Origin of the sequence: Mesorhizobium sp. (assembly GCF_005063415.1) — a bacterium.
Classification (GTDB): Bacteria; Pseudomonadota; Alphaproteobacteria; order Rhizobiales; family Rhizobiaceae; genus Mesorhizobium.
The window spans coordinates 9621-29674 of sequence record NZ_SUEG01000067.1; the positions used below are offsets into that span (position 1 = coordinate 9621).

The following is a 20054-nucleotide window of genomic DNA, read 5'->3' on the forward strand; positions in this document are numbered from 1 at the left end:
CCTTCCCGCCAATCTGATCCGCATCGACGTCGGCGCCGACCAGCTTGCTCGCCGGCCGGCCCGGATTTCGATCCAGGCCGATTGCGGAGCGGCGCTCGAGGCGCTGCATGCCGAACTCGGCACGGGCCAGGCGCAATCGGGCGACGGCGCCGCTCGCGCCGCCGCGACGCGGCAAGCGGCCTTTGCCGAGATTGGCCCGGCTATGCAGGCGCAATTGCGCGCCGTCGAGACGATCCGTGATGCACTGCCTGGCGCGATCATCGTCGGCGATTCGACCCAGCCGGTCTACGCCGCCAACCTCTACTACGATCACGACCGGCCGGGCGGCTGGTTCAACGCCGCCACCGGCTTCGGCGCGCTCGGCTATGGCCCGCCGGCGGCGATCGGTGCTGCCCTTGCCAGGCCTGAGGCGCCGGTCGTTTGCCTCACCGGCGACGGCGGCTTCCAGTTCACCCTGCCGGAACTGGGCGCCGCGCTCGACGCGGCGGCGCCGGTGATCTTCGCCGTCTGGAACAATCGCGGCTACCGCGAGATCGAAACCTCGATGCTCGACGTCGGTGTCGAGCCGGTCGGCGTCTCCCCGGCCCCGCCGGATTTCTGCAAATTGGCCGAAGCCTATGGCATTGCCGCAGAGCGGATTTCCGGCGCCGGCGGCTTGGCGGACGCGCTTGGGCGCGCGCGGGCGGCTGGACGACCTTACGTCATCGAGATTTCGGTTGAGTGATCGCGCGAAAGGCGCGACCTTCCGCATCGGCGGCGCGCAATGACGGAGCGGTCGAATATGACGGAAACACTGGACGGCAGACATATCGTGGTGACCGGCGGCACCGGGGCGCTTGGCGGCGCGGTCGTAGGGAAACTGCTGGAGCAGGGCGCGATCTGCCACGTGCCCAATGCCCACGCTGCCGCGCCTGCGCATTTTCCCTTCCCGGCGCATGACCGCGTCAGGCTGGCGCATAATGTCGACCTTGCCGACCCTGCCAAGGTCGACGCCTTCTATGCCAGCGTTCCGGATTTATGGGCATCGGTGCATCTGGCCGGCGGCTTCACCGCCGCGCCGGTCGAGAAGATCGAGCCCGCCTCCTTCGCCGAGATGATGGACACCAACGCCCGCACCACCTTCCTGTGCTGCCGCGCGGCGATACGCTCGATGCTGGAATCTTCCGTGCCGGGCCGCATCGTCAATGTCACCGCTCGAGCCGGGCTCGATCCGCGGCGCGGCTCCGGCAAGGTGGCCTACGCTGCGGCCAAGGCGGCGGTCGCCGCGATGACCGTGGCGATGGCCGAAGAGCTGAAGGGCAACGGTATCCTGGTCAACGCCGTGGCGCCCTCGACGCTCGACACGCCGGCCAACCGTGCTGACATGCCGAACGCAGATTTCAGCAGATGGGTCAGCCTTGAAGCGGCGGCCGAGGCCATTGCCTATCTTGCCTCGCCGGCCAACATGGCCATCAGCGGCACGCTGGTGCCACTTTACGGCAGGGTCTAAGCCTGCGGCTCGTCACAAGCAAAAGGTCACAAGCAAAAGCCCCGCCGGATCGTTCCGGCGGGGCTTTTTGTTTCGTTTATAACCCGCGCGAGGCGCGGTGTTGGCTTAGCTGCCCTGCTTCTTCAGCGCGGCACCCAGGATGTCGCCCAGCGAAGCGCCGGAGTCGGTCGAACCGTATTGGGCGACCGCTTCCTTCTCTTCGGCGATTTCCAGCGCCTTGATCGAGACCTGCAGCTTGCGGGTCTTCTTGTCGAAGGCGATGACGCGGGCGTCGACCTTCTGGCCGACGGTGAAGCGCTCGGGGCGCTGCTCGTCGCGGTCACGGCTGAGGTCGGAGCGCTTGATGAAGGTCTCGATGCCGCTGTCGACCAGCCGCACTTCCAGACCGCCATCCTTCACGCCGATAACCTCGCAGGTCACGACTGCGTTCTTGCGCAGTTCGCCTGACGTCGCCGCTTCGCCGACCGTGTCCTTGGCCAGCTGCTTGATGCCGAGCGAGATGCGCTCCTTGTCGATGTCGACGTCGAGCACCTGCGCCTTGACCATGTCGCCGCGATTGTACTCTTCGATCACCTGCTCGCCCGGACGGGTCCAGTCGAGGTCGGAAAGATGGACCATGCCGTCGACGTCGCCTTCGAGGCCGATGAACAGGCCGAACTCGGTCTTGTTCTTGACCTCGCCCTCGACCTGGCTGCCGACCGGATGGCTGCGCGCGAAGGCCTCCCACGGGTTCTCCAGCGTCTGCTTGAGGCCGAGCGAGATACGGCGCTTGGCCGGATCGACTTCGAGCACCACCACGTCGACTTCCTGCGTTGTCGACAGGATCTTGCCGGGATGCACGTTCTTCTTGGTCCACGACATTTCCGAAACGTGGATGAGGCCTTCGATACCCGGCTCCAGCTCGACGAATGCGCCGTAGTCGGTGATGTTGGTAACGGTACCCTTGATCTTCTTGCCGATCGGGAACTTGGTGCCGATCTCGGACCACGGATCGCTCTCGAGCTGCTTCATGCCGAGCGAGATGCGGTGGGTTTCCTGGTTGATGCGGATGATCTGCACCTTGACCGTCTGGCCGATATTGAGGATTTCGGTCGGATGGTTGACGCGGCGCCATGCCATGTCGGTGACGTGCAGCAGGCCGTCGATGCCGCCGAGGTCGACGAACGCACCATAGTCGGTGATGTTCTTGACGACGCCTTCGACCACCTGGCCTTCTTCGAGGTTCTGCACGATTTCCGAACGCTGTTCGGCGCGGCTTTCCTCAAGCACGGTGCGGCGCGACACCACGATGTTGCCGCGGCGGCGATCCATCTTGAGGATCTCGAAGGGCTGCGGGTTGTGCATCAGCGGCGAGACGTCGCGGATCGGGCGGATATCGACCTGGCTGCGCGGTAGGAAAGCTACGGCACCGTCGAGGTCGACGGTGAAGCCGCCCTTGACCTGGTTGAAGATGACGCCTTCGACGCGTTCACCCTTGGTGAACTTCTCTTCGAGACGGACCCAGCTCTCTTCGCGGCGGGCCTTTTCACGCGACAGCATGGCTTCGCCAAGCGCGTTCTCGATACGCTCGACATAGACCTCGACCGTGTCGCCGACCTTGAGCGTCGTGTCCTTGCCCTTGACGCCGAATTCCTTCAGCGGCACGCGGCCTTCGACCTTGAGGCCGACGTCGATGATAGCCATGTCCTTCTCAATGGCAGTGATGATGCCCTTGACGACCTGGCCTTCGCCGGAATGGCCGGCGGAAAATGATTCTTCGAGCAGGCTCGCGAAATCATCGCGAGTGGGATTTGCAACTGACATAGTTTCTCCTGGAATGCCCCGCAATCTGTCGCGGGGCGGGCGCCGTGGGTTAGCGTTGCGTTGGCCTGCCGGCGTTCCGGGCAAAAAGCCCTTGGCCGCCCTTGAGCGGCAATTCCGGCGCATGAAGAATGCTGGCAGGCTGGTTCACGCCCAATATGGGAATTCTTTTGTCGCCGGCAATCGGCGGCGGCAGGAAAACCCGGCTCAGGCTTCGTTTCTCTTAGCCAGGACGTCGTCGATGATCGCCTGAGCTGCCAGAAACGCGGCCTCTATAGCCATTTCCGACGTGTCGAGCAAGTGCGCATCGGCGGCCGGCTTCAAGGGCGAGTCCATGCGGCCCATGTCGCGCTCGTCGCGGCGCACGATATCGGCAAGGATTTCATCGAAATTGGCAGTGCCGCCGATGCTCTCGATTTCGTCCAGCCGCCGCTTTGCCCGCACCTCGGCACTGGCCGTGACATAGAGTTTTACGTCGGCATCGGGACAGACGACAGTGCCGATGTCGCGGCCGTCGAGCACCGCACCCGGCGGCGTTTTTGCGAAGGCGCGCTGCTTGTCGACCAGTATGCGCCGCACCGACGGGATGACAGCCACTTTCGAGGCCGCCTCGCCGACCGCGTGTGCCGAAAGCACGGCGCGGTCGAGCTTTGCCAGATCGACCTGACGAGCCGCGGTTTCAGCGGCCGAGACATTGTCGAGCGGCAGGCCGAGCCGGAGCAGCGAATGCGCCACCGCGCGATAAGTAAGGCCGGTGTCGAGCAGGTTCAGCCGGTAGTGATCGGCCAGCCGCCGGGCGAGAGTGCCTTTGCCGGCACCGGCAGGTCCGTCGATGGCGATGGTGAAGGTTGAGGTCATTGGCCGCCCACCGGAATCGAAAAGTGCAATGATCCAGATTGGCGTGGCGATCCTTCGCGCCCCCCTCTGTCCTGCCGGACATCTCCCCCACTTGGGGGGAGATCGGCGGCAATCGCGGCTTTCGCCAATTGTCTACGTCGCAGGATTGAGCGGAGCGCCGAAGCTGCCAATCTCCCTCCTTGTGGGGGAGATGTCCGGCAGGACAGAGGGGGGCGCTGTCCCGCCGACGTTCCAGTTTGGCCCCAACCCCCAAGGCTATTGATTGCCATCAAGCTACTCGATCTCTGCACCGAGCCCCTTCATCAGCCCCATGAATTCCGGAAAACTTGTCGCGATCATCGCTTGATCATCGATGGTCACCGGTTTTTCCGTCGCCAGCCCCATCACCAGGAAGCTCATGGCGATGCGGTGGTCGAGATGGGTCTGGACGACAGTGCCCTGTCCGTTGGGATGCTGGCCGAGGCCCTTGCCGCCCGGCTTTCCACGCACTACAAGCGAGGCTTCACCTTCGCTGCAATCGACGCCGTTGAGCTTCAGCCCTTCGGCCACTGCCGACAGCCGGTCGGATTCCTTCACGCGCAGCTCTTCCAGGCCAAGCATCAGAGTTTCGCCCTCGGCGAAGCTGGCCGCCACGGCAAGCACCGGATACTCGTCGATCATCGTCGGCGCCCGTTCGGGCGGTACGGTGACGCCTTTCAGCTCGGAGTAAAGCACGCGCAGGTCGGCGACGTCTTCGCCGCCTTCATTGCGGCGGTCGAGAATGTCGATCCGGGCGCCCATTTCCTGCAGCGTCAGCAGAAGACCTGTGCGGGTCGGGTTCATCAGCACGTTTTCGATGGTGATGTCCGAGCCCGGCACGATCAGCGCCGCCACCAGCGGAAAGCCGGCCGAGGAGGGGTCGCCAGGCACCGCGATCGTCTGCCCCATGAGCTTGCCCTGGCCTTCGATGAAAATGTGGCGCACGCCGCGCTCGTCGGTCTCGACCGACAGATTGGCGCCGAACCCCTTGAGCATCTTTTCGGTGTGGTCGCGCGTCATAACCGGCTCGATGACGGTGGTGATACCCGGCGTGTTCAGCCCAGCCAGCAGCACCGCCGACTTGACTTGTGCCGAGGCCATCGGCACGCGGTAGGTGATCGGCGCGGCGTGCTTGGGCCCGTGCAGCGTGATGGGCATGCGGTCGCCAGGCGTCGCCTTCAGCACCTGCACGCCCATCTGGCGGAGCGGTTCGAGCACGCGGCCCATCGGCCGGCCCGACAGCGAGGCGTCGCCGATGAAGGTGGTTTCCATGTCATAGGTGCCGACCAGGCCCATGGTGAGGCGTGAGCCCGTGCCGGCATTGCCGAAATCGAGCGGGCCTTCCGGCTGCAGCAGCGCGCCGTTGCCGGTGCCGCGGATCACCCACTCAGCGCCATGCTTCTCGATATGAGCGCCCATCGCCTTCATGGCAGCGCCCGTACGCATTACGTCCTCGCCTTCCAGCAGCCCGGTGATGCGGGTTTCGCCGGAGGCCAGGCCACCGAACATGAACGAGCGGTGCGAGATCGACTTGTCGCCCGGCACCCGTGCCGCGCCTGAAAGGCCAGATGACTTGCGGGCGGTGGCCTGCTTCGGGGCGGCAGTGTGCGACATGGTTCTTTCCTGGAAACGCCGGCGGCCGGCCATTTTCTGCTGGTTTGCGGGGTCTCCTATCATGGCGTACCGAAATGGTCATCCCCTTGGTATGAAGGCCTTCGAATTCAAGCTTTTTGGGACGCCGGCTTTTCGCTTTGACAGCGCCGTAAACTCTGGTTAAGGGGACCAAACTTTCATCGACGAGGCTTGCTGTGGCAAAACCCGAACTTGGCACCAAACGCATCGACCCGGAGACGGGTCGAAAATTCTATGACTTGAACAAGGACCCGATCGTCTCGCCTTACACGGGCAAGAGCTATCCGCGCTCCTATTTCGAAGAAGGCAAGATCGCCGCTGTCGAGGAGGAAGAGGAAGTTCCCGAGAAGGAAGTGGACGCCGAGGAGGAGGAGGGCGTCGAGGTCGTCTCGCTCGAAGAGGCGGACGAGGACGCGAAGGCCGACGAGCTTCCCGATCTCGGCGACGACGAGGATGACGTCGACCTTGGCGATGACGAGGATGACACGTTCCTCGCCGACGAGGAGGAAGAAGACGACGACGTTGCCGACATGATCGGCGTCGGCGAAGACGACGACGAAGTCTGAGCGAACCGCATTCGCCGGCTTTCGCGGCGCTGCCTAGAAAAAGCGGTTCTTGAAGGCTTGATATTGACTGAAGGCGGGGTTAGAAGCCGCCTTCACTAACGGCGCGGTCTAGAACCCGCGCCGGATCTCTTCGCCGGAAACGGCGCCGGCGGACTGCCGGAGTGGGGCCATAGCTCAGTTGGGAGAGCGCTTGAATGGCATTCAAGAGGTCGTCGGTTCGATTCCGATTGGCTCCACCAGTTCCCTCCGCGAAAATCAGCAGAACGGCCGCCGGTCCCGAGCTGGCCGCCGCCTATCGCGGAACCTAGCTGAGATTGGTGTGATCGGCCGTCCCGGCCTGGGCTCCCCAAAGATGGTGAGCCCGTGCCCGGTCAGCACATGTCTCAACAGGCCTGATTTGTGCTTTGAACTGCGAGCACCGGGACTGGACCAGGCAGCGGGCTTAAAATGACGGCCGAGCAAAACTCCGTTACTTGTTGCAGTTCTGCATATCCGACGTCATAGCGCCGCTGGGGGTGTTGTTGTCGGCATCGTTGCCCGCCGTATCCTTGCACCGGTCCTCCATACCGTTTGTCTGCGGCGTGGTGGCGTTCGTTGCGTTCGGATCGATCGTATTCGGGGTAGTTGCGCTGCCGGTCCCGGTGTTGCCGCCGGAAGTGCCTGTGTTGACGCCGGTATTGGGGTCGTTACCCGTTCCGCCGGTCCCGGAGCCCATCGATTGTGCCATGGCAGATGTAGCCAGGCCGATAGCAAGTAGGGATGCAGAGAGAATTTTCATCATCTTAGTGTCTCCATAGAGTTGCATCGCGCTATCGCGATCTATACCCAACGAGAGTTTTTTCGAGATGTTCCGTTGGACAGAAATAGTGATCGATACAATCACTTTGGATCTTTGTTGCTCGCCGTTTCATGAATGCGACGCCGAAATTCCTGCCGCATAGCGGCAATTTCGTCTGGAACCAAATCGAGCATGCCGCGTTGTTGCGCTTGCGGGGAGTTGTGTCGGGCCGCAGGGGACAGTTTCACCAGGACATTCAAGAAATCCGTGAGCTGGGAGGGGCGCTGTGAGCGTGCTTGCATCCACAAGGCAATTGGACCGCCGTCAAATACTGAACGCGCTGAAGGCTTTTCGGAGCGGTGATTTCTCCGTTCGCATCGACAATGTCTACGCTGGCCTCGATTCTGAGATCGCCGATACCTTCAACGAAATCGTAGAACTGAACGACCAGGTCACGCGCGAGTTCGAACGCCTCAGCAAGGTCGTCGGCAAGGATGGCCGGATCGGCGAGCGCGGCCGTGTCCGCAACGCCACCGGCAGTTGGGAATCGAGCGTCCGTTCCGTCAACGATCTGATCGAGGACATGGTTCAGCCGACAGCCGAAGTGGCGCGCGTCATCGGCGCGGTCGCCAAGGGCGACCTGTCGCAGACGATGATGGTCGAAATCGACGGCCGGCAGTTGCGCGGCGAATTCCTGCGCATCGGCAAGATCGTCAACACCATGGTCGGGCAACTGGCCTCCTTCGCCTCGGAAGTGACGCGCGTGGCGCGCGAGGTCGGCACCGAAGGCAAGCTCGGCGGCCAGGCCCGCGTGAAGGGTGTGGCCGGGACCTGGAAGGACCTGACCGACAACGTCAACGCCATGGCGACGAACCTGACTGGGCAGGTTCGCAACATCGCCGAGGTGACGACTGCCGTCGCTTCCGGCGACCTGTCGAAGAAGATCACCGTCGATGTGAAGGGCGAAATCCTCGAGCTCAAGAACACCATCAATACGATGGTCGACCAGCTGAATTCCTTTGCCTCGGAAGTGACACGCGTGGCGCGCGAGGTCGGTACAGAAGGCAAGCTCGGCGGCCAGGCGCGCGTCGAAGGTGTCGGCGGCACCTGGAAGGACCTGACCGACAACGTGAACCTGATGGCCGAAAACCTGACCGGCCAGGTGCGCAACATCGCCGAGGTGACTACGGCTGTGGCGCTTGGCGACCTGTCGAAGAAGATCACGGTCGACGTCAAGGGCGAGATCCTCGAGCTGAAATCGACCATCAACACCATGGTTGACCAGCTGAACTCCTTTGCCGGCGAAGTGACGCGCGTCGCCCGCGAAGTCGGCACCGAGGGCAAGCTCGGCGGCCAGGCTCAGGTGCGCGGCGTTGCCGGCACCTGGAAGGACTTGACCGACAACGTCAATTCGATGGCCGAGAACCTGACAGGCCAGGTCCGCAACATCGCCGAGGTGACGACCGCCGTCGCTTCGGGCGACTTGTCGAAGAAGATCACCGTCGCGGTGCAAGGCGAAATCCTCGAGCTCAAGGACACCATCAACACGATGGTCGATCAATTGAACTCCTTCGCGTCCGAAGTGACGCGCGTGGCGCGCGAGGTCGGCACCGAAGGCAAGCTCGGCGGCCAGGCCGAGGTGAAGGGGGTCGGCGGCACCTGGAAAGACCTGACCGATAACGTCAACCTGATGGCCGCCAACCTGACCGGCCAGGTGCGCAACATCGCCGAGGTCACGACCGCAGTGGCGCGCGGCGACCTGTCGAAGAAGATCACCGTCGACGTCAAGGGCGAAATCCTGGAGCTCAAGGACACCGTCAACACGATGGTCGACCAGCTGAACTCCTTCGCCTCGGAAGTGACGCGTGTGGCGCGCGAAGTGGGATCGGAAGGCAAGCTCGGCGGCCAGGCGCATGTCGAGGGTGTCGGCGGCACCTGGAAGGACCTGACCGACAACGTCAACGCCATGGCCGGCAATCTGACCGTGCAATTGCGCGACGTCTCCAAGGTGGCGACGGCAATTGCGACCGGCGACCTGACCCAGAAGATCACCGTCGATGCGCTGGGAGAGATCCTGCAGATCAAGGACGTCATCAACACGATGGTCGACCAGCTGAATTCCTTCGCCTCCGAGGTGACGCGCGTGGCGCGCGAGGTCGGTTCGGACGGCAAGCTCGGCGGCCAGGCACAGGTGCGCGGTGTTGCCGGCACCTGGAAGGACCTGACCGACAACGTCAATGCGATGGCCGCCAACCTGACTGGCCAGGTGCGCAACATCGCCGAGGTGACGACGGCGGTGGCGCTGGGCGACCTGTCGAAGAAGATCACGGTCGATGTGCGCGGCGAAATCCTCGAGCTGAAGGACACCATCAACACGATGGTCGACCAGCTGAATTCCTTTGCCTCGGAGGTGACGCGTGTGGCGCGCGAGGTCGGCACCGAAGGCAAGCTCGGCGGCCAGGCGCAGGTGCGCGGCGTTGCCGGCACCTGGAAGGATCTGACCGACAATGTGAATTCGATGGCCGAGAACCTGACCGGCCAGGTCCGCAACATCGCCGAGGTGACGACGGCGGTGGCGCGCGGCGACCTGTCGAAGAAGATCACCGTCGACGTCAAGGGCGAGATCCTGGAGCTGAAATCGACGATCAACACCATGGTCGACCAGCTGAACTCCTTTGCCGGCGAAGTGACGCGTGTCGCCCGCGAGGTCGGCACCGAGGGCAAGCTCGGCGGCCAGGCGCGGGTCGAGGGCGTTGCCGGCACCTGGAAGGACCTGACCGACAACGTCAACCTGATGGCGACGAACCTGACCAACCAGGTGCGCGGCATCGCCGATGTCGTGACCGCGGTCGCGCAAGGCAATCTCAAGCGCAAGCTGACGGTGGATGCCAAGGGCGAGATCGCCTCGCTCGCCGACACCATCAACGGCATGATCGAGACGCTGGCGACCTTCGCCGACCAGGTGACCAACGTCGCCCGCGAGGTGGGCATCGAAGGCAAGCTCGGCGGTCAGGCCCGGGTGCCCGGCGCTGCCGGCCTTTGGCGCGACCTGACCGACAACGTCAACCAGCTCGCGGCCAACCTGACCACGCAGGTGCGCGCCATCGCCGAAGTGTCGACGGCGGTGACCAAGGGCGATCTGACCCGCTCGATCAGCGTCCAGGCCTCCGGTGAGGTCGCGGCGCTGAAAGACAACATCAACGAGATGATCCGCAATCTGAAGGACCAGACGCTGAAGAATGCCGAGCAGGACTGGCTGAAGACCAACCTCGCCCGCTTCTCGCGCATGCTGCAGGGCGAGCGCGACCTGGCCACGGTCTCGCGCCTCATCATGTCCGAACTCGCCCCGCTGGTGAACGCGCAATATGGCGTGTTCTACGTGACCAACCGCGACGAGGATGAATTCTATCTGGAGCTCGCCGCGTCCTATGGCGCCGAAAGCAAGGCGGAGATCAAGCAACGCCTCGATCTGCGCGAAGGCCTTGTCGGGCAGAGTGCCGCCGACAAGCGCGCCATCATGCTGGACAATGTGCCGCCGAATTTCCTGCGCGTCACGTCTGGCCTTGGCAATGCCGCGCCGGCGAACGTGATCATTCTTCCGGCTCTGTTCGAAGACGAGGTGAAGGCCGTCATCGAACTCGCCTCGTTCAGCGAATTCCGCGACACGCACCAGTCGTTCCTCAACCAGCTGATGGAATCCGTCGGCATCGTTCTCAACACCATCGCCGCCACCATGCGCACCGAAGGCCTGCTCAAGCAGTCACAGTTGCTGACCTCGGAGCTGCAGGCGCGTCAGACCGAGTTGACCAAGAAGCAGGAGGAACTGCACGCTACGAATGAGGAGCTGCAGGAAAAAGCGCAGCTGCTCGAAAACGAAAAGAAGCAGGTGGAGAACAAGAACCTCGAAATCGAGATGGCGCGACGGGCGCTGGAGGAGAAGGCCGAGCAGCTGGCGCTTACCTCGAAATACAAGTCGGAATTCCTCGCCAATATGAGCCACGAACTGCGCACGCCGCTGAACTCGCTGCTCATCCTTTCAAACCTGCTCGCAACCAACCAGCAGGGCAATCTCAACGACAAGCAGGTCGAGTTCGCGCGCACCATCAATTCGGCCGGCACCGACCTTTTGAGCCTCATCAACGACATCCTCGATCTGTCGAAGATCGAATCGGGCACCGTCTCGATCGACATCAACGACATGCCGGTGGTGCATCTTCGCCAGCATATGGAGCGAACCTTCCGGCAACTGGCGACCGACAAGGGGCTTGGCTTCACCATCAATGTCGACCCTGAGCTTCCCGAGACCGTCCGCACCGACGAAAAGCGGTTGCAGCAGATCGTGCTCAACCTTTTGTCGAACGCGTTCAAATTCACCTCGCAAGGCGAGGTCCGTTTGAATTTCCGGGCCGAAAAGACGGGCCGTCACAACGGTTCGGCGCAACCGATGGAGGCGCTCGCGATCGTGGTCAGCGATACCGGCATCGGTATTCCGCAGGACAAGCAGAAGCTGATTTTCGAAGCCTTCCAGCAGGCCGACGGCACCACCAGCCGCAAATATGGCGGCACCGGGCTTGGGCTCTCGATCAGCCGGGAGATTGCCCGGCTGCTCGGCGGCGAATTGCGGGTCGAGAGCACGCCGGGCAAGGGTTCGACGTTCACGCTGGTCATTCCATTCGATGGACCCCGGATGGCCTTGGCCCCGCAAGCGGCGCTGCTGCCGGCGATGGAGGTGGCCGCAACGCCGCTTACGGGGCCAAGCCCGCCGTCCTCCGAATTGCTCGATGACCGCGACACGATCTCGCCGGAAGATCGGGTCGTGCTGATCGTCGAGGACGACCCGACCTTCGGCGGTTTGCTGCTCGGCCTCGCACGTTCGGCCGGGCTGAAAGGCGTCCTGTCGACCGCCGGCTCCGGCACACTGGCTTTGGCGCGCAAGCTGGTTCCCGACGCGATCACGCTGGATCTCGGACTATCGGATATCGACGGCTGGGTGTTGTTCGATCTGCTTCGCCATGACCCGAAAACCAAGGACATTCCCGTCCATGTCATTTCGGGCGCCGAAGATATCGAGGTGCTTGCCCGCAAGGGTGCATCCAGCATTTCAACCAAGCCCGTGTCGTCGGACGAACTGATGAAGGTCTTCCATGACATTCATTCCAGACAGCTCCGCGTCCAGCGCCGCGTCCTGATTGCCGATACCGATCCCGAGCGCCGCCTTTCGCTGATCGACGCGATCCGCGACGGCGTCACCTCGGTTACGGCGATCGGCCGCGTCGCGGCGAATGCGGACGATATCGGCATCGCCAACTATGATGCCGTTGTGCTCGGCTTTGGCCGCTCGGCCAAGGACAACGCCCAGATGCTGGATGAGATTGCCGTCCTGTTCGGACAATCGGTGTCGCGACTGCTGTTCTTTGCGCCTCATCCGGAAGCGCTGCAACAGTCGCTCGCCTTGCATCCGGCATTGGCAGATGTTCCGCGGGCGGAGAATTTCGCTCAGCTGGCTCTCCTGATATCAGCGACGCTCCCGGGGCGAGGCCACGAAAACGATGGTGCGGCAGCCGAACAGCCGGACAAGTTCGACCTCGCCGGCGCAAAGGTCCTCATCGTCGACGACGACATCCGCAACATCTATTCGCTCACCAGCGTTCTCGAAACCTATGACATCCAGGTGCTGCATGCGGAGCGCGGTCGGGAAGGTATTGCGCTTCTGGAGCAGAGCCCGGACATCGACGCCGCATTGATAGACATCATGATGCCGGAGATGGATGGCTACGAGACGATGCGGCAGATCCGCAGCATGCCGGCGATCGCCCATATCCCGTTGATCTCGGTTACCGCCAAGGCAATGAAGGGCGACCGGCAGAAGTGCCTCGACGCCGGCGCCTCCGACTACATCGCCAAGCCTGTCGACCTCGATCTGCTGCTGGCATTGCTGCGTGTCTGGATCGGCCGCTCGCGATCCCGTGTCCATGGTCCGGAAAAGACGCTCATGGCAGTGAACTGACGGCCGCTCGATGCAGAAACTGTCGAGGCACGGAGCAAGAAAGCTGGAGGTCATGGCGCCGGCAGCGGGGCCGGCAAAGGCGCGCATCCTGGCCGTGGATGACGACGAGCGCAATCTGCTGGCGATCGGCGAGGTTCTGGCCCCTATCGGCGAAGTCGTCTGCGTGCAGTCGGGCGAAGAGGCGCTGCGCGCTCTGCTGAAGGAGGATTTCGCCGTCATCCTGCTGGATGTGCTGATGCCCCGGCTGGACGGCTACGAGACGGCGGGCTTGATCCGCCAGCGCGAGCAATCCAGGCGAACGCCGATAATTTTTCTCACCGCCATCAACAAGGAAGACGCGCACATGCTGCGCGGCTATGACGTCGGCGCGGTGGATTACGTGTTCAAGCCTTTCGACCCGGCCATGCTGCGTTCCAAGGTCGCCGTGTTCGTCGAACTTCATGAGAAGACGCTGGAAATCCAGCAAAAGGCGGCTGCCGAGCAAGGGCTGCTGGCCCAGGCACTGCAGGCGCAGAAGGAAAAGCTCGAGGCCGAGCGGGCCCTGCGCAGCGCCCAGGAGCGGCAGCATGCCATTTTGAGCTCTCTTCCGGTCTGCTTCCACGCGCGGGCAGCGGAGCCGCCGTTCGGCGCCAGCTTTGTCACCGAAGGGGTCGAACGCCTGACCGGCTTTCCTGCCGAACGGCTGACCGCCGACCCAGGTTTCGGCCTGAGCCGCGTTCATCCCGACGATCTGCCGAGAGTGAGGGAGGTCCTGCTCGCGGCCAAGGCTACCGGCTCCTACACCTGCGAATTCCGCTGGCAATGCGCCGACGGCAATTATCGGATTTTTCTCGACCAGGGCGTCCTGTCGAACGGCTCCGACGGCCAAAAGCCCGAGATCCTCGGCACGTTGCTGGATATTACCGAGCGGCGCGAGCTTGAGAACCAGCTGCTGCAATCGCAGCGCATCGACGCGATCGGCAAGCTTACCGGCGGCCTGGCGCATGATTTCAACAATCTGCTTGCCGCAATTCTCAGCGGATTGGGATTGCTCGAGCGCCACGCCGAGTTCGATGGACAGACCAGGCAGGTTCTGGAACTGACACGCCGGTCGGCAAAACAGGGCGCCGAGCTCGTCAACCGCATGCTTGCGTTCTCGCGCCGCCAGACACTGAGGCCGCAGGCCGTGCGCCTCGCCGCGCTCGGCGACACCATGAACGGGTTGGTGGCCCCGGTCCTGGGAGGCCTGATCCGTTTCGATTGGCTTGTCGACGACACTGTGTGGCCGGCGCATGTCGATTCCAGCCAGCTGGAGCTGGCGCTGATGAACCTGGTCTTCAACGCGCGCGATGCCATGCCGTCCGGCAGCACGATAATCGTGGAGGCGCAAAATCGAACGCTAGGCAGTGCAGCCGAGGACATTTCGGCGGGCGACTATGTCGTGGTCACCGTCAAGGACACGGGGTCGGGCATACCGGCCGGCATTCTCGCCAAGGTCGTCGAACCGTTCTTCACCACAAAACCGGTCGGCAAAGGCACTGGCCTCGGCCTGAGCACGGTGCATGGTTTCGTCAAGCAATCCGGCGGCACGCTCCGCATCGAGAGCACCGTCGGCAGTGGAACATCCGTCCAGCTCTGGCTGCCGCGTTCAATCGAGCGTCCGGTGGAAATCGCCGAGACCTCCGATGCCGACGACACCGTCGGGAATGCCGGCGAGGACTATCCATCGGTCCTGCTGATCGACGACAGCAATGTACTGCGGGAACTGACGGCGCAATCGCTTCGCCAACACGGCTTTGCGGTGACCTGCGCCGGGGGCGGCGCGGAAGCGCTGGCGATGATCGAGCGGGCACCGTACGATTTCGACGTCATCGTCACCGATTTTGCCATGCCGCTCGTCTCGGGCCTGGAGGTCATCCGGTTCGCCCGCAATCTGCGGTCCGATTGGCCGGCGGTGATGATAACCGGATATGCCGATGCCAATGCGATCGCCGACCGGCCCCGCGACGTGCCGCTGCTCGGCAAACCGCTGCGCGACAAGGATCTGGTGGAGAGCATTCTTGCGGCGGCCGCGCGCACCGTGTCGCTGAGGGCCAAGCGGGCCAGCCGGTGAAGAAGCGGACCATTGGAACCTGACGTACAGGTTGTCGTTGGATAGGTCGCTGGCTGCGCTAGGATCGGAGGAGAGACTGATGGCGACAGCGGACTGGCCTCTTCCTGAACGCTTCACCTTTCGAGGGAACTCGATCGCCTGGGGTGCGATGGGCGAGGGCTCACCCGCAGTATTGCTCCATGGCACGCCTTTCTCATCGTCGGCATGGCGTAGAATTGCGCCTTTGCTCGCCCAACAGAGGCGAATCTATTGCTTTGACATGCTCGGCTATGGTCGATCCGACAAACCCGACAGCGACGTGTCCCGTGGCATGCAGAACGAGCTTTTCGCGGCCCTTTACGATCATTGGGGCCTGCGTGACCCCGATATCGTTGCGCATGATCTCGGCGGCTCAACAGCGTTGCGCGGTCATTTGCTCAACGGGCTCGACTACCGGTCGCTGGTGCTGATCGATCCGGTCGCAATCAGCCCGCAAGGCTCACCACTTGTTCAGGCCGCCAAGAAACACGAGACGGTCTTTTCCGGCCTCCCGCACTACATTCACGAAGCGATCCTGCGCGCCTACATCGGCGGCGCCGTAGCGAATGCGCTGCGCGAGGAAGAGATGGCGCTTTACCTCGCGCCGTGGCTGGGAGCCGAAGGCCAAAAAGCCTTCTGGCGCCAGGTCGCTCAGATGGATGACAAATACTCGCAAGAGGTCGAGTGGCGCTACGGTGAGATTCGTTGCCCCGTTGCCATCCTGTGGGGCGAGGACGACCAGTGGATTCCCATCGCCGACGGTCGCGAGCTCGCGCGCCGCATTTCGAGCGCTTCCTTCCACGTCGTGCCGAACGCGAAGCATCTTATGCAGGAGGACGCGCCGGAAGCGATCGTGGCGACAGTGCTTGGCTTCTGGCGAGACCTGGAGGAGCGGGCAAATGCCCGCAAAAAATCGGCTTCGGCCGCTCGATCTCCACCGCGTCAATGACCGCGTCGGGCGCCTCTATCCGGTAGCCGATGCGAAGGACAGGAATCCACTCCTTAGTGGCAGTCTTGAATCGAAACGGTACGTTTCGTATCGTTGACCTGGGCAGCATCCAGCCTGTGCGCAACACCGAGCGCCGGCCATGGCGCGCTCGACGGGCTGTGATGCGATTGATAAGCCCTCTCCGCAAGGAGAGTCGAGACATGACCGTTGCGATCGAGATGGGCCAGACGACCGCGGGCGCCCCGGCGGCGCTGGATCTTGAGGAACTACTGGCGACGCGCCTTTTGGTGCAGGGCAATTCGGGTTCCGGCAAATCCCATCTGCTGCGCCGGCTCCTGGAGCAGAGTGCGCCCTGGGTGCAGCAGACCATCATCGACCCCGAAGGCGACTTCGTGACGCTGGGCGACCGTTTCGGCCATTTGGTGATCGATGCAGAGGAGCATACCGAGCGCGGCCTGCAGAGCGCCGGCGAGCGGGCGCGCATCCACCGCGTCTCCACGGTGCTCAATCTCGAAGGGCTCGACGCCGAGGACCAGATGCGCCGCGCCGCCGCCTTCCTCGGCGGGCTGTTCGAGGTCGCCCGTGACCACTGGTATCCAATGCTGGTGGTGGTGGACGAGGCGCAGCTGTTCGCGCCGGCGGTGGCCGGCGAGGTTTCGGACGAGGCGCGCAAGCTCTCGCTCGGCGCCATGACCAATTTGATGTGCCGTGGCCGCAAACGCGGGCTTGCCGGCATCATCGCCACCCAGCGGCTGGCCAAGCTCGCCAAGAACGTCGCCGCCGAGGCCTCCAATTTCCTCATGGGCCGGACTTTCCTCGATATAGACATGGCGCGCGCGGCCGACCTTCTCGGCATGGAGCGGCGCCAGGCGGAGGCTTTTCGCGACCTCGAGCGCGGGCAGTTCATGGCGCTCGGCCCGGCGCTGTCGCGCCGTCCGCTCGGCCTGCGCATCGGCCCGACCGATACAAGTCCGCGCAACGCGACCCCGCGCCTGATGCCGCTGCCGGAATCGGCGCTGGAGGATGCCCGCGCGATCATCCTGGCGGCGCCGCCGCCGGAAACCGTCCGGCCGCAGCGCCGGTCGTCGCCGGACCTGCTCGATCAGCTGATGGCGGCAAAATCGGCGGCGCTGGAAATCCGCCCCGAACCGGCGGAGCCGCCGATCAGCGCCGAGGATCTGGCGGAGCGGCGCGAGCGCGTCGACCGGGTGCTGCGCGCCGTGCTGGCGCAGCCCGATGCCGGCTTCCGTGTCATCGGCGTGCTCTATCAGGAGTTCGTGGTCCGCTGCCGCATCGAGGGCCTCGCCTCGGTCGTGCCGCACTTGGCCGAATTCCGCCGCATGCTGACGCGGGCGCGGGCCGGCCTTGGCTCCGACATGGCCGGCGACGACGCCTGGCAGGACGTCTCGGCGCGCGCCTCGCTGCTGCCCGAGGATATGCAGGGCGTCTTCATGATGATCGCCCGCGCGGCGAAGGAAGGCTGGCCCTGCCCGAGCGACGCCGCGATCGCCCGCGCCTACGGCTCGCACTCGCTACGCCGCGCCAGGCGCCTGCTGACCTACATCGAGGAGCAGGGGCTGATCGTTTGCCAGCTCGACGGGCTCGGACGGCGGACGGTGACGCTGGTGGAACTGGCCTGGGCGACGGCGCCGGGGGATCCGAATGCTGAGGAGGTGGAGCAGGGGAGGCTGGTGGGGTGATGGACTGATGCGGTTTAGGCGAAAGCTGACGTCGCTCAACATCAGCAAAGCGCCAGAGCGCTCATTGCCGAACCACTACTCAGACGTCGCGTTTTGAGCTGAGCACCCGACGCCTCCACCCCTACCTCTGAAAATGCCCCAACCCGTTCTCATTCAGATAGTCCACCGTCATCACCCGCGCGTGAATGCTGCCGGGCGAACCGACGAACGTCACCGATGACAGCGAGCCGATCGGCGCGTTCTCGCCGCGGGGGGTGAGGGCATAGGTGTCGCCGTCCCAGTGTTCGAGCGTGAATCGCATGGGCTTGGGGCCGAGTTCGAGCACCAGCTTTTCGCCATCAGCCAGCACGTTGGCAGTGTCGAAATAGTTGCTCGTATATTCGCCGGCGTAGAAGGATGGACTGCGCGCCTTGGCGGGGTTCGTCGGCTTGTCCTTGCCGGCGAGGTCGCCCACCGGCTTGTAGTAGCCCATGAACCGCGGCTTGATGTAGGGATACCAGTCGCGGGTCACCTGGCCATATTGCACGATGTCCATAAAGCTGGCGGCGACCGCCTCGGCGGCGCCGACGGGGGAGCCGTTGGTGAGCACGACGATACCGACATCGGCCGAGGGCAAGACCTGGAAGGTGGTGCCGGCGCCGAGCAGGAAGGCGCCGGAATGGCCCATGGTGGTGCGGCCATTGGCGTTCACCCCCACATTGAAGCCATAGCCATAGGAGCTGGCCCGCGTATCGGGCGTCTCGCCGCGGTAGGTCACGATCTGCGGTGTGATGGCCGGCTGCAGGATCTTCGGGTCGATCATGGGCTGGCCGTTATACGCGCCGTCGGCAAGCAGCAGGATCATCCACTTGGCAAGATCCTGGGCACTGGAGGAGACGCCGCCCGCCGGCGCCTGCTGGTCGGGATCGCGGTCGTAGAGCGGCTTGAAGACATTGTCCGCCACGCGCGCATGCAACAGGGCGCGGTCGTTGCCGGCGGCAATGAAGTCCTTGTGCAGGTAGCTGCTCGAACGCATGCCTAGCGGATCGAACAGCAGGCTCTTGGCCAGCGGCTCCCAAGGCTGTTTCTCGGCATGGGCCACCGCCTCGGCGCCGATCGTCGTGCCGAAGTTGGCGTAGTGATAGGAGATGCGGAAGAGATCGAGCGGCACCATCCATAGGCTGCCGACGATCTGCTTGCGTTGGAAGCCGAGATCCTCGAGCTCGTCGCCCGCCGCCATCGGCAAGCCCGAGCGATGGGCGAAGAAATCGCCGATGGTGGCGTTGCCCGAGACATAGTCGAGATTGAGGCGGAAGCCATCCCAGATCTTGCCGACCGGGGTATCCCAGTCGAAGCTGTGGTCCTTCGTCATGGCGATGGCGGCCACCGTGGCCGAGATCGACTTCGACACCGAGGCGACCTGGAAGATGGTGGTGCTGCTGACCTTAGAGGTGTCGTCCCGGTTGTCGCGAAGGCCATAGCCTTCGTCAAAGATCATCTTGCCGCCATGCACCACCGCCACGGCGAAGCCGGGAACGTTGGATGCGTCCGCGACTTTCTTGACGATGTCCGGCAGGGCGGCAACCGCCTTCTCGACGCCGTCGGGATACAGCTGCATAGCATCCTGCGGCGGCGATGGCCCAAGCTCCGGCACGTAGGACTGCGCGGCTGCCATGGCGGGCAGCATGGTAACGAGAGAAAGTACCAGGAGAGCAGCGACATTCTTCATTGCATGTCCTCAAACTTGCACCGATGATCGGACCATACGCGGCAAGATGAAAGATGGTTACGGCTATTTTCTACCGATATGTTTAAGTTCCAAAGATCAGACAGAGACGGCGGCTGCGCGTCATGTGATTTCGGGACCTGGTGAAGTATCCGCGTTACCTACGCGGGCGGCAATTGGACGGCGGGAGAACGTCAACATTCCAAGCCCGGGCGGCATCCAATCAGGAGTTGTTCGCCAACGGGCTGGCGGCCAACCAGAAAGTCATCGAAGCCAATGGCCCATCGCGAGGTCTACGGCCTGCTGCATGGGGTGCTGATGGTCAAGGGGCAGGGGCGCTTCAGGATTGTCCTTTTTTCAGCCTGCAGTGTCGGAGACGTCATCGGGGAGCCGAGCTTTGTCGAGCTCGAGCGCGAATTGCGGCTGCTCGAATCCAGCACCG

Annotated in this window: 12 protein-coding genes and 1 tRNA gene; 8 read left to right on the top strand and 5 right to left on the bottom strand. The window is 63.5% G+C overall.

Features of this window, described 5'->3' with window-relative positions; all coding sequences use genetic code 11:
* The coding region (locus E5W70_RS18345; RefSeq protein ID WP_292660468.1) for a thiamine pyrophosphate-dependent enzyme at nt 1–724 on the top strand (724 nt) is incomplete at its 5' end.
* A gap of 57 nt (nt 725–781) precedes the next feature.
* Nucleotides 782–1489, top strand: a complete 708-nt coding sequence (locus E5W70_RS18350) for an SDR family NAD(P)-dependent oxidoreductase (protein WP_292660471.1) — start codon at nt 782–784, stop codon at nt 1487–1489.
* Between the two features lie 105 nt (nt 1490–1594).
* Here the strand turns inward: E5W70_RS18350 and rpsA are convergent, their stop codons facing one another.
* The 3 genes from rpsA to aroA all read right to left on the bottom strand — a co-directional run bounded on the left by rpsA (nt 1595) and on the right by aroA (nt 5779).
* Nucleotides 1595–3292 carry a 30S ribosomal protein S1 gene (rpsA, locus tag E5W70_RS18355; RefSeq protein ID WP_023676278.1) on the bottom strand — a complete coding sequence of 566 codons (1698 nt, stop codon included), beginning with the start codon at nt 3290–3292 and terminating at the stop codon, nt 1595–1597.
* A gap of 204 nt (nt 3293–3496) precedes the next feature.
* Complete coding sequence (gene cmk / locus E5W70_RS18360) at nt 3497–4147, bottom strand: (d)CMP kinase (protein WP_292660476.1); 651 nt, start codon at nt 4145–4147, stop codon at nt 3497–3499.
* Nucleotides 4148–4420: 273 nt separating this feature from the next.
* On the bottom strand, nt 4421–5779 hold the full coding sequence (gene aroA / locus E5W70_RS18365) for a 3-phosphoshikimate 1-carboxyvinyltransferase (RefSeq protein ID WP_292660478.1): 1359 nt from the start codon (nt 5777–5779) through the stop codon (nt 4421–4423).
* Between the two features lie 194 nt (nt 5780–5973).
* Here aroA and E5W70_RS18370 point away from each other — a divergent pair, with 194 nt between their 5' ends.
* Both E5W70_RS18370 and E5W70_RS18375 read left to right on the top strand, forming a co-directional pair.
* Complete coding sequence (locus E5W70_RS18370) at nt 5974–6363, top strand: TIGR02300 family protein (protein WP_292660481.1); 390 nt, start codon at nt 5974–5976, stop codon at nt 6361–6363.
* Nucleotides 6364–6526: 163 nt separating this feature from the next.
* A tRNA-Ala gene (locus tag E5W70_RS18375) sits at nt 6527–6602 on the top strand.
* Between the two features lie 230 nt (nt 6603–6832).
* On the opposite strand, the gene E5W70_RS18380 is transcribed toward E5W70_RS18375, so the two are convergent.
* Nucleotides 6833–7144: a hypothetical protein gene (locus tag E5W70_RS18380; protein WP_292660483.1), complete on the bottom strand. Its 312-nt coding sequence runs from the start codon at nt 7142–7144 to the stop codon at nt 6833–6835.
* A 289-nt stretch (nt 7145–7433) separates the two neighbouring features.
* On the opposite strand from E5W70_RS18380, the gene E5W70_RS18385 reads away from it, so the two are divergent.
* The 4 genes from E5W70_RS18385 (at nt 7434) to E5W70_RS18400 (ending at nt 17907) form a co-directional block, all read left to right on the top strand.
* Nucleotides 7434–13148, top strand: coding sequence for a HAMP domain-containing protein (locus E5W70_RS18385; protein WP_292660502.1), 5715 nt, complete (start codon nt 7434–7436; stop codon nt 13146–13148).
* A gap of 52 nt (nt 13149–13200) precedes the next feature.
* Nucleotides 13201–15240 carry a response regulator gene (locus E5W70_RS18390; RefSeq protein WP_292660486.1) on the top strand — a complete coding sequence of 680 codons (2040 nt, stop codon included), beginning with the start codon at nt 13201–13203 and terminating at the stop codon, nt 15238–15240.
* 148 nt (nt 15241–15388) lie between these two features.
* Nucleotides 15389–16207: an alpha/beta hydrolase gene (locus E5W70_RS18395; RefSeq protein WP_292660505.1), complete on the top strand. Its 819-nt coding sequence runs from the start codon at nt 15389–15391 to the stop codon at nt 16205–16207.
* A gap of 200 nt (nt 16208–16407) precedes the next feature.
* Nucleotides 16408–17907, top strand: coding sequence for an ATP-binding protein (locus E5W70_RS18400; RefSeq protein WP_292660489.1), 1500 nt, complete (start codon nt 16408–16410; stop codon nt 17905–17907).
* A gap of 121 nt (nt 17908–18028) precedes the next feature.
* Here the strand turns inward: E5W70_RS18400 and E5W70_RS18405 are convergent, their stop codons facing one another.
* The gene (locus tag E5W70_RS18405) at nt 18029–19615 is read right to left on the bottom strand and encodes a serine hydrolase (protein WP_292660491.1); all 1587 of its coding nucleotides are present in this window, start codon (nt 19613–19615) and stop codon (nt 18029–18031) included.
* Nucleotides 19616–20054: the final 439 nt, after the last annotated feature.

Excerpts from the sequence above, each read along its gene's own strand:
- E5W70_RS18350 (WP_292660471.1), top strand. The coding sequence starts at position 782 with ATGACGGAAACACTGGACGGCAGACATATCGTGGTGACCGGCGGCACC.
- rpsA (WP_023676278.1), bottom strand. The coding sequence starts at position 3,292 with ATGTCAGTTGCAAATCCCACTCGCGATGATTTCGCGAGCCTGCTCGAA.
- cmk (WP_292660476.1), bottom strand. The coding sequence starts at position 4,147 with ATGACCTCAACCTTCACCATCGCCATCGACGGACCTGCCGGTGCCGGC.
- aroA (WP_292660478.1), bottom strand. The coding sequence starts at position 5,779 with ATGTCGCACACTGCCGCCCCGAAGCAGGCCACCGCCCGCAAGTCATCT.
- E5W70_RS18380 (WP_292660483.1), bottom strand. The coding sequence starts at position 7,144 with ATGATGAAAATTCTCTCTGCATCCCTACTTGCTATCGGCCTGGCTACA.
- E5W70_RS18390 (WP_292660486.1), top strand. The coding sequence starts at position 13,201 with ATGGCGCCGGCAGCGGGGCCGGCAAAGGCGCGCATCCTGGCCGTGGAT.
- E5W70_RS18395 (WP_292660505.1), top strand. The coding sequence starts at position 15,389 with ATGGGCGAGGGCTCACCCGCAGTATTGCTCCATGGCACGCCTTTCTCA.
- E5W70_RS18400 (WP_292660489.1), top strand. The coding sequence starts at position 16,408 with ATGACCGTTGCGATCGAGATGGGCCAGACGACCGCGGGCGCCCCGGCG.
- E5W70_RS18405 (WP_292660491.1), bottom strand. The coding sequence starts at position 19,615 with ATGAAGAATGTCGCTGCTCTCCTGGTACTTTCTCTCGTTACCATGCTG.